General features: G+C 72.9%; 10 protein-coding genes and 1 pseudogene. 6 read left to right on the top strand and 5 right to left on the bottom strand.

Annotated features, from left to right (window positions below; genetic code table 11):
- Positions 1-8: 8 nt before the first annotated feature.
- From ACFW01_RS13840 to ACFW01_RS13850, 3 genes are all read left to right on the top strand, one after another.
- A complete protein-coding gene (locus tag ACFW01_RS13840) occupies positions 9-10955 on the top strand; it encodes a non-ribosomal peptide synthetase (RefSeq protein WP_234957854.1) in 10947 nt (3648 codons plus the stop codon).
- Positions 10942-12642, top strand: coding sequence for an ABC transporter ATP-binding protein (locus ACFW01_RS13845; RefSeq protein WP_234957853.1), 1701 nt, complete (start codon positions 10942-10944; stop codon positions 12640-12642). The genes ACFW01_RS13840 and ACFW01_RS13845 overlap by 14 nt, the downstream gene beginning before the upstream one ends.
- A gap of 146 nt (positions 12643-12788) precedes the next feature.
- The gene (locus tag ACFW01_RS13850; RefSeq protein ID WP_370443954.1) at positions 12789-12866 is read left to right on the top strand and encodes a 50S ribosomal protein bL37; all 78 of its coding nucleotides are present in this window, start codon (positions 12789-12791) and stop codon (positions 12864-12866) included.
- A gap of 59 nt (positions 12867-12925) precedes the next feature.
- Here ACFW01_RS13850 and ACFW01_RS13855 read toward each other — a convergent pair whose 3' ends face one another.
- The gene (locus tag ACFW01_RS13855) at positions 12926-14647 is read right to left on the bottom strand and encodes a glycosyl hydrolase family 28-related protein (protein WP_234957852.1); all 1722 of its coding nucleotides are present in this window, start codon (positions 14645-14647) and stop codon (positions 12926-12928) included.
- A gap of 230 nt (positions 14648-14877) precedes the next feature.
- Between ACFW01_RS13855 and ACFW01_RS13860 the strand changes: the two genes are divergently transcribed.
- Positions 14878-16122 (top strand): glycoside hydrolase family 88 protein, encoded by a 1245-nt coding sequence (locus ACFW01_RS13860; protein WP_234957851.1) that lies wholly within the window; start codon positions 14878-14880, stop codon positions 16120-16122.
- Positions 16123-16144: 22 nt separating this feature from the next.
- On the opposite strand, the gene ACFW01_RS13865 is transcribed toward ACFW01_RS13860, so the two are convergent.
- Positions 16145-17236 carry an alpha/beta hydrolase-fold protein gene (locus ACFW01_RS13865; RefSeq protein ID WP_234957850.1) on the bottom strand — a complete coding sequence of 364 codons (1092 nt, stop codon included), beginning with the start codon at positions 17234-17236 and terminating at the stop codon, positions 16145-16147.
- A 92-nt stretch (positions 17237-17328) separates the two neighbouring features.
- On the opposite strand from ACFW01_RS13865, the gene ACFW01_RS13870 reads away from it, so the two are divergent.
- Both ACFW01_RS13870 and ACFW01_RS13875 read left to right on the top strand, forming a co-directional pair.
- Positions 17329-18915, top strand: coding sequence for an amidohydrolase (locus tag ACFW01_RS13870; protein WP_234957849.1), 1587 nt, complete (start codon positions 17329-17331; stop codon positions 18913-18915).
- Positions 18916-19015: 100 nt separating this feature from the next.
- On the top strand, positions 19016-19759 hold the full coding sequence (locus tag ACFW01_RS13875; RefSeq protein WP_234957848.1) for a DinB family protein: 744 nt from the start codon (positions 19016-19018) through the stop codon (positions 19757-19759).
- Between the two features lie 57 nt (positions 19760-19816).
- Here the strand turns inward: ACFW01_RS13875 and ACFW01_RS13880 are convergent, their stop codons facing one another.
- From ACFW01_RS13880 to ACFW01_RS13890, 3 genes and pseudogenes are all read right to left on the bottom strand, one after another.
- The gene (locus ACFW01_RS13880; protein ID WP_234957847.1) at positions 19817-20563 is read right to left on the bottom strand and encodes a chitinase; all 747 of its coding nucleotides are present in this window, start codon (positions 20561-20563) and stop codon (positions 19817-19819) included.
- A gap of 111 nt (positions 20564-20674) precedes the next feature.
- Positions 20675-21193, bottom strand: coding sequence for a lytic polysaccharide monooxygenase auxiliary activity family 9 protein (locus ACFW01_RS13885; protein ID WP_161329375.1), 519 nt, complete (start codon positions 21191-21193; stop codon positions 20675-20677).
- A 249-nt stretch (positions 21194-21442) separates the two neighbouring features.
- Positions 21443-21739: pseudogene (locus tag ACFW01_RS13890) on the bottom strand (cupin domain-containing protein); the annotation flags it as partial.
- Positions 21740-21762: the final 23 nt, after the last annotated feature.

A 21762-nucleotide genomic window follows, 5' to 3' on the forward strand; every position in this document is an offset into this window, starting at 1 on the left:
AGTCTTCGATGATGGAACCGACCGCTCGTCTCGTACAGCTCTCTCCCCGGCACCTGACCGACATCCGCAGACGCGCCGGGGACTTCGCCGACCGGACCATCGCCGCGGCCTGCGCCATCGGACTGTCGTACTGGGCGACGGGCCGCAGCCCCGCCGGGCTCGACCTCACCCCTGGCACCCTCTTCGGCGACGTGCTCGGCTGGGTCGCCAACGGAGGTGCCACGCCAGGCGATTGGGAGGTCGCGGCGGACGGCCGGAGCATCACCCTCCCGGACGGCGTCGTACCGGACGACGCGCAGCTCGCGCTCGACGACCTGGCCGACTTCCCGGACCGGCCCCTCGGCACCATCGGCCCCTCCGGCCCGGCGGCCCGGCTGGCGAGCCTGGCCGCCTGGAACGACACCGACGCCGACCGGGCGCGTCCCACGCTCGTGGAGATGTTCCTCGCCCAGGCCCGCACCAGACCGGACGCCATCGCCGTGGTCGACGAGCACCGCTCACTGACCTACCGTCAGGCGGCGGCCATGTCCGCCCAGCTGGCCCACCGGCTGACCGGACGCGGGCTGACCGCGGAATGCGCCGTGGGCATCTCACTGGAGCGCTCCGCCGACATGGTCGTCGGGCTGCTCGGCGTGCTCCGGGCGGGCTGCGCGTTCGTACCGCTCGATCCGCACTGGCCGGCCGAGCGCCGGGCCGTCGTCATCGAGGACGCCGGGATCGTCGTACAGCTCAACGCCACCGGCGAACACGCCCCGGACGAACCGGAGGCCCTCGCCGTCGACCTCGCCGACTGGCGCTACGGGTCCCACCCCGCCGAAGCGCCGGAAATCTCCGTCCGGGGCGACGCTCTCGCCTACGTCGTCTTCACCTCCGGGTCGACCGGACGGCCCAAGGGCGCCATGATCCGCCACGAGGCAATCAGTGAACGGCTGCTGTGGCAGGCTGAGGACATTTTGGGCTTCGGTCCGGACGACGTGTCGCTCTTCAAAGCGCCGCTCTCCTTCGACATCTCCGTCAACGAGATCTTCCTGCCGCTGGTCCGCGGCGGCCGGCTCGTGGTCCTGCGCCCGGGCGGCGAACGCGACCCGCACCATCTGCTCGGCGTCATCGCCGAACAGCGCGTCACCTTCACCTACCTCGTCTCGTCCATGCTGGACGTCCTGCTGGAGATGGCGGGCGACTCCGGGCGACTCGACAGCCTGCGCCACGTGTGGTGCGGCGGCGAGGTGCTCACCCCCGAGCTGTACGAACGCTTCCGCACCCGGCTCGACATCCCCCTCTACCACGGCTACGGCCCGGCGGAGACGACCATCGGCGTCTCCCACGTCGTCTACCGGGGCGCGGCGGAACGCCTGTCGACGTCCATCGGAAAGGCCAACCCCAACACCCAGCTGTACGTCCTCGACGACGAACTGCGCCCCGTCCCGGTCGGCGTCGGCGGCGAACTGTACGTCGGCGGCCTCCTCCTGGGCCGCGGTTACGCGGGCGCGCCCGGTCTGACCGCGTCACGGTTCGTGGCCAACCCCTTCGCCGACGACGGGTCCAGGCTCTACCGGACCGGAGACCTCGCGCGCTTCGCCCCCGACGGCTCGCTGGACTTCCTCGGCCGCGCCGACAACCAGGTCAAGATCCGCGGCATGCGCCTGGAGATCGAGGACGTCGAGATCGGCCTCGCGGAACACCCCGGGGTGCGCCACACCTGCGTCGTCGCCAGGAAGAACGCCGCGGGCGGCACCTACCTCGTGGGCTACGTCATCCCCGCCGCCGGCCACGAGGACCTCCGTGCCGACGACGTCCTGGCGTGGGCCGGCGCGCACATGGTGGAGTACATGGTGCCCGCCCACGTCGTCGTGACGACCGGGTTCCCGCTCACCGCAGGCGGCAAGATCGACCGCCACGCGCTGCCGGAACCCGTGACCGGCGCCGCCGCGTCCGTGCCGCCCGCCACCGAGAACGAGCGCGCGGTGTGCGCGGCGGTCGCGGCGCTCCTGCGACTGGACGAGGTCGGCGTGGACCAGGACTTCTTCCAGCTCGGCGGGGACAGCATCCTGGCGATTTTCCTGCTCGGCGCGTTGCGCGAGGCGGGCCTCTACGTCACGGCCCGGCAGATCTTCACCCACAGCACCGTGGGAGCGCTGGCCGCCGTGGCGAGCCGCGAGGACACCACGGCCGTGGACCACCGCGACGTCCCGACCGGCACCGTCGTGGGGTCCCCCGTCGTGCAGTGGCTCGGCGAGACCACGGACGCCGTCGACGGCTTCGTGCAGTCGGTCGTCCTGAACACCCCGGCCGGCCTCGGCGCGGACGCCCTCGACGCGGTCCTGACCGCCCTGACCGGCCGGCACCCCATGCTCCGCGCCCGGCTGGTGCGCGGCGACCGCTGGGGCTTCGACATCCCCGACACGGCCCCGGCCGCGGCCCTCTGGCAGGAGAGCGACCGGCCCCTCGACGCGTGCGTCACCCTCGCCACCGAGGCACTGGACCCCGAGTCCGGCACCATGCTGAGCGCCGTCTGGCGGCGCGCGGCACGGCAGTTGGTCCTGGTCGTCCACCACGTCGTGATCGACGGGGTGTCCTGGCGGGTGCTCATGGAGGACCTGGCCACGGCCTGGCGGCAGTTCTCCTCGGGCACACCCGTCGGACTTCCCCCCGAGGGGACGTCGTTCCGGCGCTGGACCCAGCTGCTCGAGCGCGCCGCCTTCGACGCCGACAGCGCCCCCTTCCGGCACCCGCTGCCGGGCCCGGACGAACCGGTGGGCCGTCGCGCGCCGGCCGTGACCGACACCGTGGCGAGGGAACGGGTACGTACCGTGTCGCTCGACGCGGGTGCCACCGCCGCCGTCCTCGGCGAGACACCCGCCAGATTCCACGCGGGCGTCAACGACGTCCTGCTGACCGCACTGGCCGTCGCCCTCGCCCGGTGGCGCCGCGACCTCGGCCAGACCCAGACCTTCGCGCACATCGAACTGGAGGGCCACGGCCGCGAGGGACGCTTCGTCGCCCCGTCCGCCGGCTTCGAGCCCGAACTCTCGCGGACCGTCGGCTGGTTCACCACTCTCTTCCCGGTCACCGTGGACCCCGGCAGCGCCCCCGACCCGACCGCACCCGCCTACCTGGCCTCCGCGCTCAAGGCGGTGAAGGAAGACCTCGCGCGCGTACCCGACAACGGCGTCTCCTACGGCGCCCTCCGCCACCTCGCCGGAGTCTCCTTCGACGCACCGACACCCCAGGTGCTCTTCAACTACCTCGGCCGGTTCGAAGCCGGGGGCTCGGGCGACTGGCAGCTCGCGCGCAACACGGAACAGCTGGGGGAGAAGCGCGACCCGCGCATGCGCCTGCCGCGCGCCCTGGAGTTCAACGCCGTCGCCGAACCCGGCACGGACGGCGCCCACCAGCTCGTCACCACCGTCTCCTGGCCCGACGGCATGTTCACCGACGAGGACATCACCACCCTCGGCGGCTACTACCTGGACGCGCTGAACGGCCTGGCCGCACTCGACCGCGGCGGCCACACACCCAGCGACTTCCGGCCCCTGTCCCTCACCCAGGCCGACGTCGACGCCCTGGACGGAACCGCGCTGCGGGACATCCTCCCGCTGACCCCCCTGCAGGAGGGCCTGTACTTCCACTCGGTCTACGACGACGACGCGACCGGCAGCTACGTCGAGCAGCAACTGCTGACCCTGGACGGCGAGGTCGACACCGACCGGCTCGCCACGGCGGCCACCCGCCTGCTCAGCCTGTACCCGAACCTGACCGCGCGCTTCGTGGCCCTCGACGACGGCCGGGTGGTCTCCGTCCTGGAGAACGGCGTCCAGGCGCCCTTCACCGTGCTCGACCGCCCCGGCCTCACCGGCGACGAGATACGCGAGCACGCCGAGCGCGACCGCCGCGCCGGATTCGACCTGGCCACCGGCCCGCTGATGCGGTACACCCTCGTCCGCACGGGCGAGGGCCGGCACGTCCTGGTGCAGACGGTGCACCACATCATCGCCGACGGCTGGTCGGTGCCGCCCATGCTGCGCACCCTCCTCGCCGAGTACCACGCGCCGGGCACCGTCCACCCGCTCGGCGGCTTCCCCGACCACGTGCGCCGCCTCGCCGCACGCGACGACGAGGAGAGCGACCGGGTCTGGCGCGAGCAGCTCGACGGACTGCCCGGCCCCTCCCTGGTCGCCGAGGGCCACACCCCCTCCGACCGCTTCGCGGACACGGCCGTGGTACCGGATACCGACGCCGAGGCCGCCGCCCGCGCGGCCGGCGTGCCGCTCAGCGTCGCCGTGCACGGCGCCTGGGCCCTGACCCTGGGCTCCCTCCTGGGCCGCGACGACGTCGTGTTCGGCTCGACGGTCTCCGGGCGCGACGCCGACGTGCCCGGCATCGAGGACATGGTCGGCCTCTTCATCAACACCATCCCCCTGCGCGCCCGGTGGACCGGCACCACGACCGCACGCGACCTGCTCGCCGCCGTCCGGGAGCACCAGAGCGCGGTCCTGCCGCACCAGCACGTCCCCCTCGCCGGGGTCACCCGGCGGGCCGGCACGGGACCCCTCTTCGACACCCTCGTGGTGTTCGACGTCGCGACCGACACCGCGGACCTGCGGCGACCCGGCGACACGCTGGCCGTCACCGGCATCGTGAACGAGGGCGCCCCGCACTACCCCCTGACGCTGGTGGTGGAACGCACCCCCGACGGCCGACCGCGCTTCAACCTCGTCCACGACGGCGAGCTGCTGCGCGAACCCCGGGCCCGACGCATCCTGCACACCTTCACCCGCACCCTCACCGGCCTGCTCACCCGCCCCGACACCCCGGTCGGCCACCTCACCACGGCGGAGGCCGAGCACGTCGAACCGGTCGCCCCGGCCACCCTGGGCGGGCTCTTCGACGCCGCCGCGCGCCGCGACCCCGCCGCCACCGCCGTCACCCAGTGCGCCCTCGACGGCACCACCCGGTCCCTGACCTACGGCGAACTGGCGCACGCCAAGGACGATCTCGCCGCCGTCCTGCGCGCGGCCGGTGTGGCACCGGGCGGGCGCGTCGCCGTCGCCGTCCCGCGCTCCGTCGAGCAGGTCGTCGCCCTGGTCGCGGTGGTCTGCGCGGGCGGAGCCTATGTGCCGCTGGACCTGGCCTACCCGGACGAGCGGCTGGAGTACGTCCTGGCCGACGCCGCGCCGCAGGTCGTCCTCGTGGCCCCGGAGCAGCGCGACCGCTTCACCCGGCTGCTGGACCGCGCGGGCGTCGCCGCCCGGGTGCTCGTCCAGGGGGAGGAGCCCGTACCGGCCGGCACCGAGCCGGGTCGCGAGGCCGACTGGCGCGACCCCGCCTATGTCATCTACACGTCCGGCTCGACGGGCCGGCCCAAGGGTGTCGTCGTCCCGCACGCCGCCGTGGTGACCCTGCTCGCCCACACGCGGCCCGCCATGGAGTTCGGCCCGCACGACGTGTGGGTCCAGTTCCACTCCTTCTCCTTCGACTTCGCGGTCTGGGAACTGTGGGGCGCGCTGGCCCACGGCGCCGAACTGCTGGTGCCCGACTACGCGCTGACCCGTTCCCCGGTCGACTTCCACCGGCTGGTCCGCGAGCGTGGGGTGACCGTGCTCAACCAGACGCCGTCCGCGTTCCACCAGTTCGCCGAGGCCGACCGGCACGCCGGTGGACCGCTCCCCGCACTGCGCCGGATCATCTTCGGCGGCGAACCGCTGGACCTGGGACGCCTGCGCAGCTGGGTCGAGCGGCACGGCACCGCCTCGCCCGAGCTGGTCAACATGTACGGCATCACCGAGACCACGGTCCACGTCACCCACCGGGTCCTGACCGACGCGGACTTCGGTCCCGGTGACTACGCCAGTCCCATCGGCGGCCCGATCCCCGGCCTGGTCACCCACCTGCTCGACGACCGGCTCCGGCCGGTACCGCCGGGACGGGTCGGCGCCGTCTACGTCGCCGGCGACCAGGTGTCCCTGGGCTACCTGGGCCGGCCGGGGCTCACGGCCGGGCGTTTCGTGGCCGACCCGTTCGCCGGTGACGGCTCCCGGATGTACCACACGGGCGACCTCGCCCGCCGCACGCTCGACGGCGAGCTGGAGTTCGCGGGCCGCGCCGACGACCAGGTGCAGCTCAAGGGGTTCCGCATCGAACCCGGCGAGGTGGAGTCCGCGCTCCGGGACCTCGACGGGGTGGTGGACGCGGCCGTCACGGTGGCGGACACCGGCGACCACCTGGTGGCCCACGTCGTGGGCCGGGTCCCCGACGACCTCACCGCCCGCCTGGCGGCGAAGCTCCCCGCCCACATGGTGCCGGGCCGGGTGCTGACCGTGGACGCCCTCCCGCTGACGGTCAACGGCAAACTGGACCGCGGCGCCCTGACCGCGCGCGCCGCCGCGGCATCCCGTGACGTGGTGGAGCCGGAGGACACGGCCGAGACCCGCCGGCCCGGAGTGCCACCAGTGACGGCCCGGCCGGGCACCGACGCCCTGACCCCGCTCGTCGGCATCTTCACCGACACGCTGCCCGGCGCGGCCGTGGACGCCGACACCGACTTCTTCACCGCCGGCGGCGACAGCATCGTCGCCATCACCGTGATCAACCGCGCCCGGGCGCTCGGCCTGCCGATCACCCCGCGCGACGTGTTCCTGCTGAGGACACCGCGCGCCCTGGCCGACCACCTCCGCACCACCGGCGCCCCGCACACCGGGACCCCCGCACCCACCCGCCGCGAGGACGGCCCGCTGCCCCTCACACCGATCATCCTGCGCCGGCGCCGACTGGGCGGCCCGCTCACCCGGTTCGCCCAGGCCAGGACACTCACCGTCCCCGAGGAAGCCGGACCCGCCGACGTGCGGCGCGCAGCCCATGCCGTCGTGAGCGCACACCCGGCGCTCAGGCTGCGCCTGCGCGTCCGGCACGGCGTGTGGTCCCTGACCACGGAGCCCGAACGCGAGGTGACGGTCGTCCGCACGGACGGGACCGACACGGCGGCCGCCGCCGACCTGGCCGCCGGCCGGCTCGACCCCGAGTCCGGCGAGGTCGCCGCGTTCACCTGGCTGGAGACGAGCCGCACCCTGGTCGTCGTCGTGCACCACCTCGCCGTGGACGCCGTGTCCTGGCTGATCCTGCTGGACGACCTGGCCGACGCCCTGCGCGGGACGCCCCTGGCACCGCCGACCACCTCCTACGCCGAGTACGCCGAAGCGCTGACGTACCGGTCCGCCACCGCCGTCGACGACCTGGACCACTGGCTCACCACACTCGCGGCCCCCACACCCCTGCCCCCGGCCACCGGGCTGCGCCAGACCACGGCCGTCCTCCCGAGCGAGGTCGGCGAACGCCTGACGCGTACCGCGCCCGCCGCACTCGGCCTCGGTCTCACCGAGCTGCTGTGCGGCGCGCTGCGCACAGCACTCACCCAAGTCCAGGCGGAACCCACCGACCTGGCGATCGACCTGGAGCGGCACGGCCGCGTCCCGGCCCTCGCACACCACGACTACACCCGCACCGTCGGCTGGTTCACCGCCATCGCGCCGGTACGGCTCACCCCGCACACCGACCCCGTCGCCGCCGCGCGCGAGATCACAGAACGGCAGCCCGACGAGGACGCGCACGCCGCCTACGGCCGGCTCAGGTACCTCAATCCGCAGACCGCCCCGCTCTTCGACACCCACCCGCAGGTGCTCTTCAACTACCTGGGCCGCGGCGGTGAATCCGAGGCGCCGCGCCTGACCGGCGAGGACGGTCACAGCCCGTACGCCGTCGAGGTGAACGCGTGGACCGACGCGGCCACCGGCGCCCTGCACGCGGAGTTCACCCTCGCCGAGGGCGTCCCCGACGCGATCACCGGGCACTGGCTGACGTCACTCGCAAAGATCGCGGACGCCGCGCGGACCGCCGAGCGCACCGCGCCGGTCACCCCCCTCCAGCGGGGCCTGTTCTTCCAGGCCCAGCTGGCCGGCTCGACCGGGCACTACGTCGCCCAGAGCTACTTCACCTTCGAACGGCGCCTGGACACCGACGCGTTGGCCGAGGCGATGGCCTTCGTCATGGACCGGCACCCGGCTGTGGGCGCGGGCTTCACCACGGACGCCGACGGCGACCCCGTCCAGGTCCTCGCCGCCGGACGGCGGGCCGGCGTCCGCACCGTCGAAGCGGCCACGGACGCGGAGGTCGAGGCCCTGAGACTGGCCGACCGGGACACGGGATTCGACCCGGGTGCACCACCGCTGATCCGCCTGACCGTGGTGCGCCTGCCCGACGACCGCGACGGCCTGCTGCTCAGCTACCACCTGCTGCTGTGGGACGGCTGGTCGCGCGAGATCGTGCTGCGGGACCTCTTCGACGCCTACCGGTCCGTCCTCGCGGGCACACTCCCCGTCGCGGTCCCGGCCACGCCCGGCTTCGAGGACCACGCGCGAGCGCTCGCCGCCAAGGATCCCGCCGCCTCCGAACGCTTCTGGGCGGAGCACCTGGCCGGTCTCCCCGGCCCGACCCTGCTGGCCGGACCGGTCCCGGCCCTCACGGACGACCTGCCACGCGCACTCGTCCACACACTGGGCGCCGAGGAGTCGGAACTGCTGCGGGAGGCGGCCAGGACGCACGGGGTCACCCTGAACTCCGTCCTGACCGGCGCGTTCGGCCTGTTCCTGGCCGCCCGGACCGGCCGCACCGACGCCGTGTTCGGCGTGACCGTCTCCGGACGCGACGGCGAGGGGCTCGCAGACATCGTGGGCGTGCTCCTCAACACCGTGCCCACCTGGACCAGGGCCCGGCCGCACGACACGGTCCGCGACTACCTGACGGCGGTCCAGACGGCCAGGGTCGAGGCCATGGAGCACGAACACCTCGGGCTCGGCGAGATCCAGCGGGCCGGCGGCCACGACACCCTCTTCGACAACCTGTTCGTGCTCCAGAACTTCCTGGACCTGGACGCCTTCGCCGAGATGAACGCCCGGCACGGCATCACCTCCGTGCGCGCCGACGACTCCACCCACTACCCGTTCACCTGGGTCGTCACCCCCGGCGACCGGCTCACCGTCAAGCTGGAGTACCGCGACCACGACACCGCGAACGCCCGGCGCCTCCTCGACGACTACCTGCGCGTCCTGGACGACCTGGCCCGGGCCACGGGCCCGGTGGGCGCGCTGCGCGGCCTGGGCTCCGAGCCCCGCCCCGTCGAACGCACCGACGTCGGCACCGACACCGTCGTCGACCGCTTCGACCGGGCGGCGGACCACCACCCGCAGCGGGTGGCGCTCGTCGCCGACGGCTCCACCATGACCTTCGCGGAACTCCGCGACCGCAGCCGGGCGGTGGCGGGCGTCCTCGCCGGGCGCGGCATCGGACCCGAGACGAACGTGGCCATCGCGGTCCCGCGCTCGCTCGACTCCATCGTGGCCCTGTTCGCCGTACTGCGCGTCGGCGCCGCCTACGTGCCGCTGGAGCTGGACCACCCCGACGAGCGGATCGCCGCGATCGTGTCGGACGCCCGCCCGGACGTCACCCTCACCGTGAGCGCGGTCTCGCCCCGGCTGACCGGCGACCTGATCGAGCTGGACCGACCGCTGCCCGAGGCCGAGCCGTACCGCACCTTCACGCCGGACGATCCGCACCGGCTGCGGCACCCCGCGTACACCATCTACACCTCCGGATCGACCGGGAAGCCCAAGGGTGTGGTGACCGAGTACGCGGGGCTGACCAACATGCTGGCCAACCACCAGCGCCGCATCTTCGGACCGGTACTGGCCGAACACGGCCACCGGACCTTCCGGATCGCCCACACCGTGTCCTTCGCCTTCGACATGTCGTGGGAGGAACTGCTGTGGCTGGCCGACGGCCACGAGGTGCACATCTGCGACGAGGAACTGCGCCGTGACGCGCCCCGCCTCGTCGCGTACTGCCTCCGGCACGGCATCGACGTCATCAACGTGACCCCGACCTACGCGCAGCACCTGGTCGCCGAGGGACTGCTCGACGACCCGGCCCGCCGGCCCGCGCTGGTGCTGCTGGGCGGCGAGGCCGTCACCCCGGCCCTGTGGCAGCGGCTCGCCGCGACCGAGGGCACCGTGGGCTACAACCTGTACGGGCCCACCGAGTACACCATCAACACCCTCGGCGTCGGCACCTTCGAATGCCAGGACCCGGTCGTCGGGGTCGCCATCGACAACACCGACGTGTACGTCCTGGACCCGTGGCTGCGGCCGCTGCCCGACGGCGTCCCCGGGGAGCTGTACGTGTCCGGCATCGGCATCGCGCGCGGCTATCTCGGGCAGCCGGCGCAGACCGCGCACCGCTTCGTCGCCTGCCCCTTCGGCGCCCCCGGCGCGCGCATGTACCGCACCGGCGACCTCGTGCTGCGCCGCCCCGACGGCAACCTGATGTACCTCGGCCGCACCGATCAGCAGGTCAAGATCCGCGGCCACCGGGTCGAACTGGGCGAGGTGGAGGCGGTGTTCGCAGCGCATCCGGCGGTGCGGTTCGCCGCCGCCGTCGCCCAGCCCGACCCGCAGGTCGACGGCGCCCACCGGCTCGCCGCCTACCTCGTGCTGGACGGCGCCGACCTGGCGGCGGTCGCGGCCGAGGTCGGCGCCGGGCTGCCGGACTTCCTGCGCCCCACGCACTACGCGCGGGTCGACGCCGTCCCGCTGACCGTGAACGGGAAGGCCGACACCAAGGCGCTGCCCGAGGCCAAGCCGCTGGGCGCGCTGACCACGGCGGGGGAGCGCGGCCCGGAGACGGAGACCGAGACCACCGTCTGCGAGTTCTTCGCCGAGGCACTGGACCTGGACGACGACGAGGTGAGCGCGGTCAGCGACTTCACGGCCCTCGGCGGGCACTCCATGCTGGCGGTACGGCTGACCGGACTGCTCCGCCGGGAGTACGGTCCAGTGATCACGATCCGCGACCTGTTGACCCTGCGAACCCCGGAAGCGATTGCCCGCCACCTCGATGAAGAATTCTGACAAGCAGCGGACCCGCCAGGGGTCCGACATCCTCCGCACCGCCCTGCGGCGCAACCTCGGCGCCATGGCCTGGGGCACCCTCCTCATGGGCCTCTACCAGGCCGCCGAGACCGCCTTCCCCATCGCGCTCGGACTGATCGTCGAACACACCATGCGGGACCGGAGTCCCGGCAGGCTCGGTGTCTCCATCGGCTCGCTGGCCGTGATCATCACGACCGTGTCGCTGTCGTGGCGGTTCGGGATGCGGGTGCTCCAGAAGGCCAACACGACCGAGGCGCACCGCTGGCGGGTGCGGGTCGCGGGTCGCGGACTCCAGCCCGTGGCCCGGGACATCGACCTCAAGTCCGGCGAGGTGCTGACCATCGCCACCGAGGACGCCGACCAGACCGCCGACATCATCGAGGTGGTACCGCTGCTGATCAGCTCGCTGGTCGCGGTGCTGATCGCGGCGGTCGCGCTCGGCCTGGCCGACATCCGGCTCGGCCTGCTGGTGATCGTGGGGACCGCGGCGATCCTGTCGGTGCTGAGCGTGATGTCCCGGCGGATCGGCTCCAGCACCCGTGAACAGCAGGCTCGGGTGGCCCGGGCGGGCGCCAAGGTCGCCGACCTGATCATCGGACTCCGTCCGCTGCACGGCTTCGGCGGCAACCACGCCGCCTTCCGTTCGTACCGGAGGGTCAGTACCGAGGCGAAGCACCAGTCCATCACCGTCGCCCGGGTGAACGGCGTCTACGCGGGCACCGCGCTGGGCCTCAACGCGGTGCTCGCCGCCGCGGTGACCCTGACGGCGGGCTGGCTGGCCTTCGCCGGCCGGATCAACATCGGCGAACTCGTGATGGCCGTGGGGCTCGCGCAGTTCATCATGGAGCCGCTGAGGCTGTTCTCGGAGATGCCGAAGTACGTGATGATCGCCCGGGCCTCGGCCGAGCGGATGGCGCTGGTGCTGACCGCGCCGCCGGTGACGACACCGGGCACCGGCCGGCCGCCCGCGGGCGCCGACCTGGAGGTGGACTGCGTACGGCACGGGACGCTGCGCAAGGTGCGGTTCCGGGTGGGCGCCGGCGAGTTCGTCGCGATCGCCGCCTACCAGCCGCGCGCCGCCGCCGACCTGGCCTCGGTCCTGGCACTGCACGTCCCGCCCGACAGGTACGACGGGAGCGTGCGGCTCGGCGGACGCGACCTGGCCGGCCTCCCGGTCGAGACGGTCCGCGAGCAGATGCTGGTCAACCCGTACGACGCGGAGATCTTCGCGGGCACCCTCCGCACGAACATCGACCCGTCGGGCACCGGGCGGACGGTCCCCGAGGCGGTCGAGGCGTCGATGCTGACCGACGTCGTCGCCCTGCACCGCGAGGGGCTCGACTACGCGGTCCGCGACCGCGGTGCCAACCTCTCCGGGGGACAGCGCCAGCGGCTCTCCCTGGCCCGCGCCCTCGCCGCAGACACCGACGTCCTCGTGCTGCGCGACCCGACGACGGCCGTCGACGCGGTCACCGAACAGCTCATCGCCCGCAACGTCGCCAAGCTGCGCCGGGGCCGCACCACCCTGGTGATCACCAGCAGCCCCGCCCTCCTGGACGCCGCCGACCGCGTCCTCGTCCTCGACGAGGGCGTCATCACGGCCGAGGACACGCACCGCAACCTCCTGGCCGCCGACGAGGAGTACCGCCTGGCGGTGACCCGGTGACCCGGTGACGCAGGTCTCGTACAGGTGTCCCCCGATGCACCCGTTCCGGATGTTTGCCGTGGCACACACGGGAAAGGGGACCTGTGATCACCGGAGCCGACCATCCGGTGCACAGCGTGTGAAAAGTGATCAGCAAGGAGGTTTCGATGTCCTCGAAGCGACGTCGCAAGAAGAAGGCCCGCCGCAAGAACGGCGCCAACCACGGTAGCCGTCCGCAGAGCTGAGGACGTCCCGTCGTCTCGGGTGGGTGGCGTGAGCCCCCCACCCGACGCGTTTCCGGGCCCTACCGCCCCAGCCCGTGCTGAGCCTCGTACAGGTTCCGCGGTCGTACGGCGTCGGTCGTGCCGTACAGCTCCAGGCGCGCGTGCAGGTCCCCGGCGAAGTCGGGGACGTCGATCTGGTCGAACTCGCGCACCTCGTTGATCCCGACGGTGGCGGACCAGGGAGCCAGACCGTCGATCTTCATCAGACCGGCCCGGCCGTTCGTCACCCTGATGTTCCAGTGGGCGAAACGGGCTCCGAAGAGCGGTCCCGCGCTCGCGTCGCCGCCGTGGCGGCCGTTGTTGTCCACGGTGATGTCGGTGCGCACGTTCGCGAAGGGCATGCCGCGGTGACTGTCGAAGGTACCCATCTCCATCACCCCGCGTGACCAGACGTTGTGCGAGGAGAGCCCCTCCACGTTGATGCCGTGCAACTGGGTGCCGGCGGGGGCGGGCGTGGTGCGTTCCTCGACGGTGAAGTCCTCGATCAGGTTGTCGTGGGACCCCTCGCGGCAGAAGTAAGGGTGGTGGGAACCGCGCCCAGTCACCTTGGTGCGGCTCAGGGTGCAGGCCGAGGCGGCGACCAGTCCGAACCCGTTGTCGACGTGGCGCACGGTCACGTCGTCCACCCGGCAGTCGTAGGCGCACTGCAGCACGACGCCGTTGTACCCGCGGTCCAGCAGGTGCGGCTGCTGGGGAACGTCGGGGGCCTCCAGGGTCAGCCCCTCGACCCCCGAGCCGGTCAACTCCTCGACGTGCGTCGTCAGCCGGGGATCCCACTCCGGGCGGAGGTCGAGCGGCAGCGGGCGCTCCAGGGTGACGCGTCGGCCGTCCACTTCCGTGAGGCGGACCGGCCACTCGTAGGGCACGTACGACGTCAGCTTCGTCTTATCGTCCCAGGCGTAGGACTCGGCGCCCGGTCCGCCGCCCGCCATGTGGGCGAGCAGGGTGTGGTCCGCGTCGTCGGCGAGGCGCAGCAGGACGAGGTCGCCGGGACGGAGCCGTGAGGGGGCGCTCACCCGGACCGTCCACGAGCCCCGTCGGGCGGGGGCGACGGTCGTCAGCGTGCGCCACTCGTCGCGCCGGTTGCCGGTCCAGCCCTCGAACGGCCACTCCTTCGCCCTGATGGCGTCGGTGAGGGAGTTCCAGCGGGCCTCGGGGGCCAGCCAGATCAGGCCGCCGGCCCAGGACCAGGAGGACTTGTCGCCGCCGTACCGGGACCCGTAGGCGCCGACGAGTTCGGTGAGGTGCTTGGTGGCGCGCAGTGTCGTGCGGTCGCTTCCGGCGCCGCGCAGCACGACGTTCGAGTGGCCGACGCGGATCAGGCCGTCGATGCGGAGGGTGCCGGGTGGCAGCGTGACCGTGCCGCCGCCGGCCCGCCCGGCGGCGGCGAGGGCGCGATTGATCGCCGGGGCGCAGTCGGTCGTGCCGTCCGCCACCGCACCGAAGTCGCGGACGTCGGCGACCACGGTGTGCCGGGGGAGCCGTGCTGCCCCGCCGAGACAGCCGGCCCGGCCGACGAAGGGGATCTGGGGGTGCGTGAAGGGAGACCGGGCGAACTCACGCCACAGGGACGGCACCCTGCCGGGCGCCGTGCCGGGCGGTGCCCCGGCCGCGGCGAGGGCCGACGGCGCCGCCCCGGCCACGGCACCCGCGGCCACGACCACGGCACCGCCGAGCAGACCCCGTCTGGTGACCGGACCGGCGCAACCACCCGCGCCGCCGTGGCTCTTGTCGTGAGACATACCCACCCCTCTCCCTTATGCCATCAGACATGTATGTGAATCACGTTCGCGGTGGAGTTCGGGGGAGCATGGCACGTCGGCGCCGAGTGGGAAAGACCGCCCGCGGGATCCCTGAGTGATCACCTCCGTTCACGTACAGGAACAGCACCCAAGGGTGTACACCCATGGTGCCGTGTGCCACGCTTCGGACAACTCCCAGGTCCCGTCGCCCAGTTGGAGGACGACCACCCATGAGTGTTTCCCGTCGAACCGTGCTGGCCTCGGCCACCGGCGTCGTGGGCGTTCACGCCCTGTCACAGCAGACCGCGGCCGCCGCCGCCGACGCCGGGGCGCCCGCGCCGGCCACCGAGCGCGTCCTGCGGGACGCGGCGGACTACGCCGTCGCGAAGCTCCGCGTCGTCGCGCCGACGGTGAGCGACTTCCCGGTGGGGACGAAGTTCGAGAAGTGGGTCTACTCCGAGAACGGCGACTGGGTGGGCGGGTTCTGGCCCGGGACGCTCTGGATGGCGTATCTCCACAGCGGCGACGAGGACTTCCGCACCCTGGCCCTCGACTCGGCGCGGGGACTCGCGCCGCGCCGGTACGACACCTCCACCCACGACCTGGGCTTCCTCTTCTACCCGTCGTGGGTCACCGCCTGGCGCCTGACGGGCGACGCCGCCTGGAAGGACGGTGCGATCAGGGCGGCCGACTCCCTCATCCAGCGGTACAACCCGCGCGGCCGCTTCATCCGCGCGTGGGGCGCGCTCTCCGACCCCGGGAACGCGGGCCGGGTCATCATCGACACCATGATGAACCTCGACCTGCTGGCCTTCGCGAGCCGGGAGACGGGGGACGGGAAGTACCTGGACATCGCCGTCGAGCACGCCAGGACCACGCAGCGGGTCTTCCTCCGCCCCGACGGATCGACCCCGCACGTCTACGACTTCGACCCGGACAGCGGAGCGCCCGTCGGGCCCGGCACCGTGCAGGGGTACAGTCCCACGTCGTGCTGGGCGCGCGGCCAGGCCTGGGGCATCTACGGCTTCACGACGATGTACCGCAGGACCGGCGACCGCGCCTTCCTGTCCACCGCCCGCGGCCTGGCCGACTTCGCGACGGGCGCCCTGACCGAGGACCACGTCCCCGTGTGGGACTACCGGGCGCCGCAGCAGCCGTACGACGTCAAGGACGCCTCGGCCGGTGCGGTCATGGCCTGCGGCCTGCTCGACCTCGCAGCGGCCACCGGCAGGCGGGAGTACCGCGAGACGGCGCTGCGGCTGCTCACCGCGCTGGCCCGGACATGTCTCACGCGGGGCTCGACGCGGGCCGAGGCGGTGGTCGCCCGCTGCACGCGCAACCGCCCGGCCGAGGACGGCGTCGAGATATCCCTCCCCTACGCCGACTACTACCTGCTGGAGGGCATCACGCGCGTCCTCCGCCCGCACGACGCCGACCGCGCCCTCGACCTCTCCGTCGTCGGCGGTACCTCCTAGGCCGTGAGTCCGACGACAGGACCTAGGCGAGCGCCCAGGCCACGTCCCGGAGCAGGGCGTGGCGCCAGCCCGCCCGGTCGTGGCCCGAGGCCGAGCGGGAGACGAGCACCGTCGCACCGGCCTGTTCGGTCAGGGTCTCCACCAGGGAGCAGTGGGGGAGCATCCGCGTCTCGTGCTCCCCCACGTCGAACGCGATCCGCAGCCCGGACAGGTCCGGACCCCTGCGCAGCCGCGCGGCGACGGTGCCGCCGACCGGGCCGCCCAGCGGGTCCGGCAGGCGCGCGGCGTCCGGTGTCCACCAGAGCGACGGCGACTGGCACGCCACCCGGGACACCAGGTCCGGGAACTCCAGCGCGGCGTACACCGCGCTCAGTCCGCCGAGGCTCTGGCCCGCCACCACCAGCCGGTCCGGGTCGGCGTGCACGGCGCTCTCCGCCACCAGGGGCAGCAACTCGTCCCGGACCGCCTCCCACAGCGCGGGCCGGCACCCGAACTCGGTCTGCCGGTCCTTGGCCGGCAGGAACACCAGCGTGACCGGCGGTATCTCGCCGCTCGTGACCGCCGAGTCGAACGCGGCCGCCGCCGGATGCAGATACAGCCAGTCGTCCCCGTCGAGCAGCAGGACCACCGGCCCGCCCCCGCCCACCTCATGGACCCGAACGGTGCGCCGCCCACCGAGGCGTTCACTGGTCCAGCGCAGCCGGGTGCGGGGAAGGGGCAGGACGTCGTCGGCGCCCACCACGGGCCAGTGCGGCTGGGGCGGGGCGTCCGGTGTCGCCGCGATGGACCGCTCGCCGCCCGCGCCCACCGGATTGCACGGGTCCGCGTACGCCTCGTCGCCCACGAGGAACTGGTACGTCACGCGCAGCCGCGCCGGCATGCGGACCTCGGCGTACCAGCAGTCCGTGAGCCCCCACCTGCGCAACGGCACCGGGTCCGACCAGCTCTCGAAGCCGACGCTCGCCGCCTCCCCGCCGCGCCGCAGGAACAGGGTCGTCCAGCCGTCGCCGTCGGCCAACGACGCGGGAGTCCGCGCTCCGGCCCAGAAGGCGTCGGTGCCGGGCGCGCCGGAGAGCCCGTACGCGGCGAAGGGCTCTTCCCCCACCAGCCTCATGAACGTCTCCTTGTGGAGCGGAAAACGGGACGGCTAAGCTCGCCAGCCGTTAGGCGAGCCTAACCTAATGCCTCAGGAGGATCCGACCCCCGATGCTCTCCACCAGACTGACGAACGCGCGCTTCCTCACCATGGACCCGGACCACCCCGTCGCCCACGACCTGGGCATCTGGCGGGGCCGGATCGTCGGCCTGGACGAGGCCGTGACCTCCCTGCCGGCCCGCGAAGTCGTCGACCTCCAGGGCGCCACCGTGCTGCCGGGCTTCATCGACGCCCATGTGCACCTGGCCTGGACCGGGTTCAAGCAGAGCACCCCGAGCATCGCCGGGCTCACACGGGTCGAGGACGTCCTCGCGGTCGTGGCGGAGGCCGTCACCCGCAAGGGCACCCCCGGCTCCTGGGTGAGCATCGCGGGCTACGACCAGCGGGTCCTCGGCCGCCACCTGACCGCCGCCGAACTGGACCGGGTCAGCCACGGACACCTGCTCTACGTGATGCACGACTCCGGGCACGGCTGCGCCGTCAACTCCGCCGTTCTCGACCTGCTCCCCGCCGGCACCCCGCACGACAACGGCTTCCTCGCCGAGGGCGCCATGGGCGCCGCCCGCGCCCTGCGCCTGCCGCACGCCCAGGACGAGTTGGCCGAGGCGATCGGACGGGCCGCCCGCACCTGCCTCACCGAGGGCGTCACCGCCTGCGCCGAAGCGGGCATCGGAGGCACCCTCCTGGGCCACAGCCCGGTCGAGCTGGGCGCCTACCAACTCGCCCGGGACCGGGGCCTGCTGCCGCTACGGGTGCAGCTCATGGTGTCCGCGGACCGGCTGCACCCCGTCGACGCCCACGAGAGGGACGGCATCCCCCGGGCCCTCGACCTCGGACTGCGCACCGGCTTCGGCGACGACCGGCTCTCCGTGGGCGCGCTGAAGGTGTTCACCGACGGCGGCATGATGGCCAGGACCGCCGCGCTCAGCAGCCCCTACGTAGGGCTCGACCACGCGGGCCAGCTGCAGGACGACCCCGACGTGCTGGCCCGGACCATCGTGGACGGACACCTCGCCGGCTGGCAGCTCGCCGTCCACGCGATCGGCGACCGCGCGGCCGACGTCGCCCTGGACGCGCTGGAAAGGGCGCAGACCCTCCGTCCGCGGCCGGGCGCCCGGCACCGCGTCGAGCACGCCGGACTGGTCCGCCCCGACCAGCTCCCGCGCTTCGCCCGGCTCGGTGTCACCGCGGTCGTCCAGCCCAACTTCCTGCGCTGCTTCGGCGACGACTACGCCGCGATCATGGGTGCGGAACGCGCCCCGTGGCTCTACCGGGGCAGGGCGTTCCTGGACCACGGCATCCCGCTGGTGGGCAGCTCCGACCGCCCCGTCACCGACGGATCCCCGCTGCGCGCCGTCCAGTTCATGGTCGAACGCGCCTCGCTGTCGGGCCGGCGGATCGGCCCCGCCGAGGGCATCACCGTCGACGAGGCCCTGCACGCCTACACCGTCGCCGGTGCCCACGCCTGCCACTGGGAGGACGACCTGGGCAGCCTCACCCAGGGCAAGCGCGCCGACCTGGCCGTGCTCGGCGACGACCCGCGGCGCGTCGACCCCTCGCGCATCGGCGACATCGAGGTGGTGGCCACCTACGTCGACGGCCGGCCCACCGCGGCCGGGGTCACGCCGTCCCCGTGAACTCCTCCGGCGCCGAAATCCAGTCGCACCGCCGGGTGGCGTCTCGCTAGCCTCCGCCTGAACGCCGTGAGGGCGCGGGGTGCCACGAGGGGAGCCGGACATGGAGACCGAGGGTGCGCGCACCGACCGGTTGGGGTGCCTGCTCGACCAGTTCGACCAGGCCCGGGAGATGGCGCAGGTACGACTGGCGGGACTCGGCGACGAGGAGTACCTGTGGGAGCCGGTGCGCGGCTGCTGGTCGATCCGGCGCAGGTCGAAGGCGGCGACGCCCCGGGCGTACGGGCCGGGCGAGTGGGTGCTGGACAAGGGTGCCCCGGACATCCCGGCCAACGAGTACGCCGAGGTGGCGCGACAGGCCGCCGGGGGCATGCCGGTCGCCAAGATCGCCGCGGACTGGAGCGTGAGCGTCGAGCGCGTCGGGCAGGTGCTCGCCCACACCGGTGAACCGCCCCCGGACGAGGCACCGTTCACCACCCTTGCCTGGCGGCTCGGGCACCTGCACTCCTGCTTCGCGGGCCAGTGGGAGTGGACCTTCGGCGAACGCCGGCAGGACCCCAGGCAGCTGGTCGACTTCTCTCCCTCCGCCGACGTCGCCCTCGACCGCTTCTGGTCGCTGATCGACCGCTGGCGCGCCGACGTCGCCACCGTCACCGACGAGCAACTCGACACGGTCGGCTTCTCGCAGTACCCGTACGGTTCCGACCCGGACGACCCCTACATCACCGTGGTGGCGGGCGCCAACCTCGAGTTCATCCACCACATGTCCGAGATCGCGGTCCTCCGCGACCTGTGGCGGCTGCGCGCCACCCTCTCCGGTCAGAGGTGCTCTCCCTGCGGCGGGTAGCGCGGCGACCCCTCGCGATCGGCGGTGCCGCTGATCGCGAGGGGCCGGTGGCGTCGGCTAGCAGCTGAGGTTGCCGCCGGGCTCGACGCCCAGGGCCTGCGTGAAGCGCTGGTAGTTGTCGATCCGGCTCTGGACCTGACCGGGGTTGCCCCCGTCGCACTCCAGGCTGCCGTTGATGGCGCGGATGGTCTCGCCGAATCCCGCGCCGTTGACCATGGCGTCGTGCGGTGTCATGGTCCCGGGACCGCTCTGCGTGTTCCAGTACCAGAGGCCGGTCTTCCAGGCCACGGCCGCGTCGTTCTGGACCAGGTCGGGGTTGTTGAGCAGGTCGATGCCCAGGGCGTCCCCGGCGGCCTTGTAGTTGAAGTTCCAGCTGAGCTGGACGGGACCGCGTCCGTAGTACTTGTCGGTGCCGGCCGGGCAGCCGTACGGCTGGCTGGCGTCGCAGTAGTGGGGGTAGTTGGCCTCGTTCTGCTCGACCACGTACTGCAGCCCGCCGGTCTCGTGGCTGACGTTGGCGAGGAAGGCGGCGGCCTCCTGCTTCTTCACCGTGTCACTGCCCGTGTTGGTGAACCCGGGGTAGGCGCTGAGCGCCGCGGTGAGTCCGCTGTAGGTGTAGAACGAGTTCCTGTTCGGGAACATCTGGTTGAACTGGGCCTCGCTGACCACGAATCCGGCGGCGGCCCCGGCGTCGGACCTGGGGGCGTCGGACTTCTGGGCGAGGGCCGACGGCGCGAGGGCCAGGCTGCAGAGGGCGGCGGCCGCGCCGGTGGCGGCCAGCAGTGCGAGTTTGCGGTGCTGCACGGTTGTCGACTCCTGCTCGGTGGGGGGAACGGCACGGAGGGCGGAGGAGGGGGGAGCGGTCGCGGCCCTCAGGGGGAGTGCGACCGCTCCCGGACTGCTGCAACCGGTACGTCAGCCGCCGACGTTGACGTCGATGCAGGCGTAGAAGGCGTTGGACGTGTCGGCGACGTTCCACACGGCGAGCACCTTCTGCTGGCCGGAGAGGCCACCGAAGTCGACCTGGTGGTTCACCACCGCGCCCGGCTTGGCGCCGCCGTCGTCGAACAGCGCGATCCGCTGCCCGCCGACGTAGTACTCCCAGGTGCTGGTGTTGTGCTGCGCGGTGAGCTTCCAGGAGAACGTCGTGTTCTTCGACACCGGGGTGACGGCCCAGCCCTTGCTGTCGTCGTCCAGTTCCGAGAAGCGGCTGTTGCCGCCACTGCAACTGGTCAGCCCCTTGGGCCCTTCGACGCTCTGCGGCTCGTACTGGATGTCACCGCAGGACACCGTGCCGGCGGCACACTGGGCCTGGCGGCTGGGCGGATCGGAGATGTAACCGTGTGCGCTCGCCGAGGAGGCGGGGAGGCTGACGGCGACGACGGGAGCGAGGGCCGCGCCGATCAGCGCGGCGGTCTTCCTGCGTGCGTGCATGGGGAACTCCTTCACATCAGGCCGTTCCAGGGCGGCGCGCGGTCGAATGTGGGGGGTGACCGCGCACGCCGAGTACGGCCTCTCGTGGGTGGGGCCAAGAGGCGCGAAGGTGACGCGCGCTCGCCGTCCTCGCGCGAAGTACGGCCCCGGGCAGGGGCCAACTCCGCAAACGGAGCGGCGAGTTCTGTTGGACTAGACCATACAAGCGGTCGACGTGAGCGTGTCAAGAGTGTTGCGTGGGGGCCGGGATCACCGTGCGGGAGTCCCCGTCTCGCCGGGCTGGTGGCCCCGTCGGGCGTCGCGGTCGAAGATGCCGAGGATCACGCAGGGCCCGCCCTCGGCGCCGATGCTGTGCGGGAGCATGGTGGGGAACTCCGCCGCCTGGTGGGTCTCCACCCGGAACCGCCGGTTGCCGAGGAGCAGTGTCGCGGTGCCCGACAGGACGACCAGCCATTCGCGCCCCGGGTGGGCCCGCGTGCGCGCGGGATGGTCGGACGCCGGCTCGGTCATGCGCCGGCGCACCACGGTCATGCCGGGCTCGGCCTTGTCGACGGCGGCTACCTGTCCGT

Origin of the sequence: Streptomyces sp. NPDC058985, from assembly GCF_042740985.1 — a bacterium.
Classification (GTDB): domain Bacteria; phylum Actinomycetota; class Actinomycetes; order Streptomycetales; family Streptomycetaceae; genus Streptomyces.

What these genes read in the sequence shown, in the direction of transcription:
- ACFW01_RS13865 (WP_234957850.1), bottom strand. Translation starts at nt 17,236, where the DNA reads ATGAGGCTGGTGGGGGAAGAGCCCTTCGCCGCGTACGGGCTCTCCGGC.
- ACFW01_RS13860 (WP_234957851.1), top strand. Translation starts at nt 14,878, where the DNA reads ATGAGTGTTTCCCGTCGAACCGTGCTGGCCTCGGCCACCGGCGTCGTG.
- ACFW01_RS13845 (WP_234957853.1), top strand. Translation starts at nt 10,942, where the DNA reads ATGAAGAATTCTGACAAGCAGCGGACCCGCCAGGGGTCCGACATCCTC.
- ACFW01_RS13885 (WP_161329375.1), bottom strand. Translation starts at nt 21,193, where the DNA reads ATGCACGCACGCAGGAAGACCGCCGCGCTGATCGGCGCGGCCCTCGCT.
- ACFW01_RS13840 (WP_234957854.1), top strand. Translation starts at nt 9, where the DNA reads ATGATGGAACCGACCGCTCGTCTCGTACAGCTCTCTCCCCGGCACCTG.
- ACFW01_RS13850 (WP_370443954.1), top strand. Translation starts at nt 12,789, where the DNA reads ATGTCCTCGAAGCGACGTCGCAAGAAGAAGGCCCGCCGCAAGAACGGC.
- ACFW01_RS13875 (WP_234957848.1), top strand. Translation starts at nt 19,016, where the DNA reads ATGGAGACCGAGGGTGCGCGCACCGACCGGTTGGGGTGCCTGCTCGAC.
- ACFW01_RS13855 (WP_234957852.1), bottom strand. Translation starts at nt 14,647, where the DNA reads ATGTCTCACGACAAGAGCCACGGCGGCGCGGGTGGTTGCGCCGGTCCG.
- ACFW01_RS13870 (WP_234957849.1), top strand. Translation starts at nt 17,329, where the DNA reads ATGCTCTCCACCAGACTGACGAACGCGCGCTTCCTCACCATGGACCCG.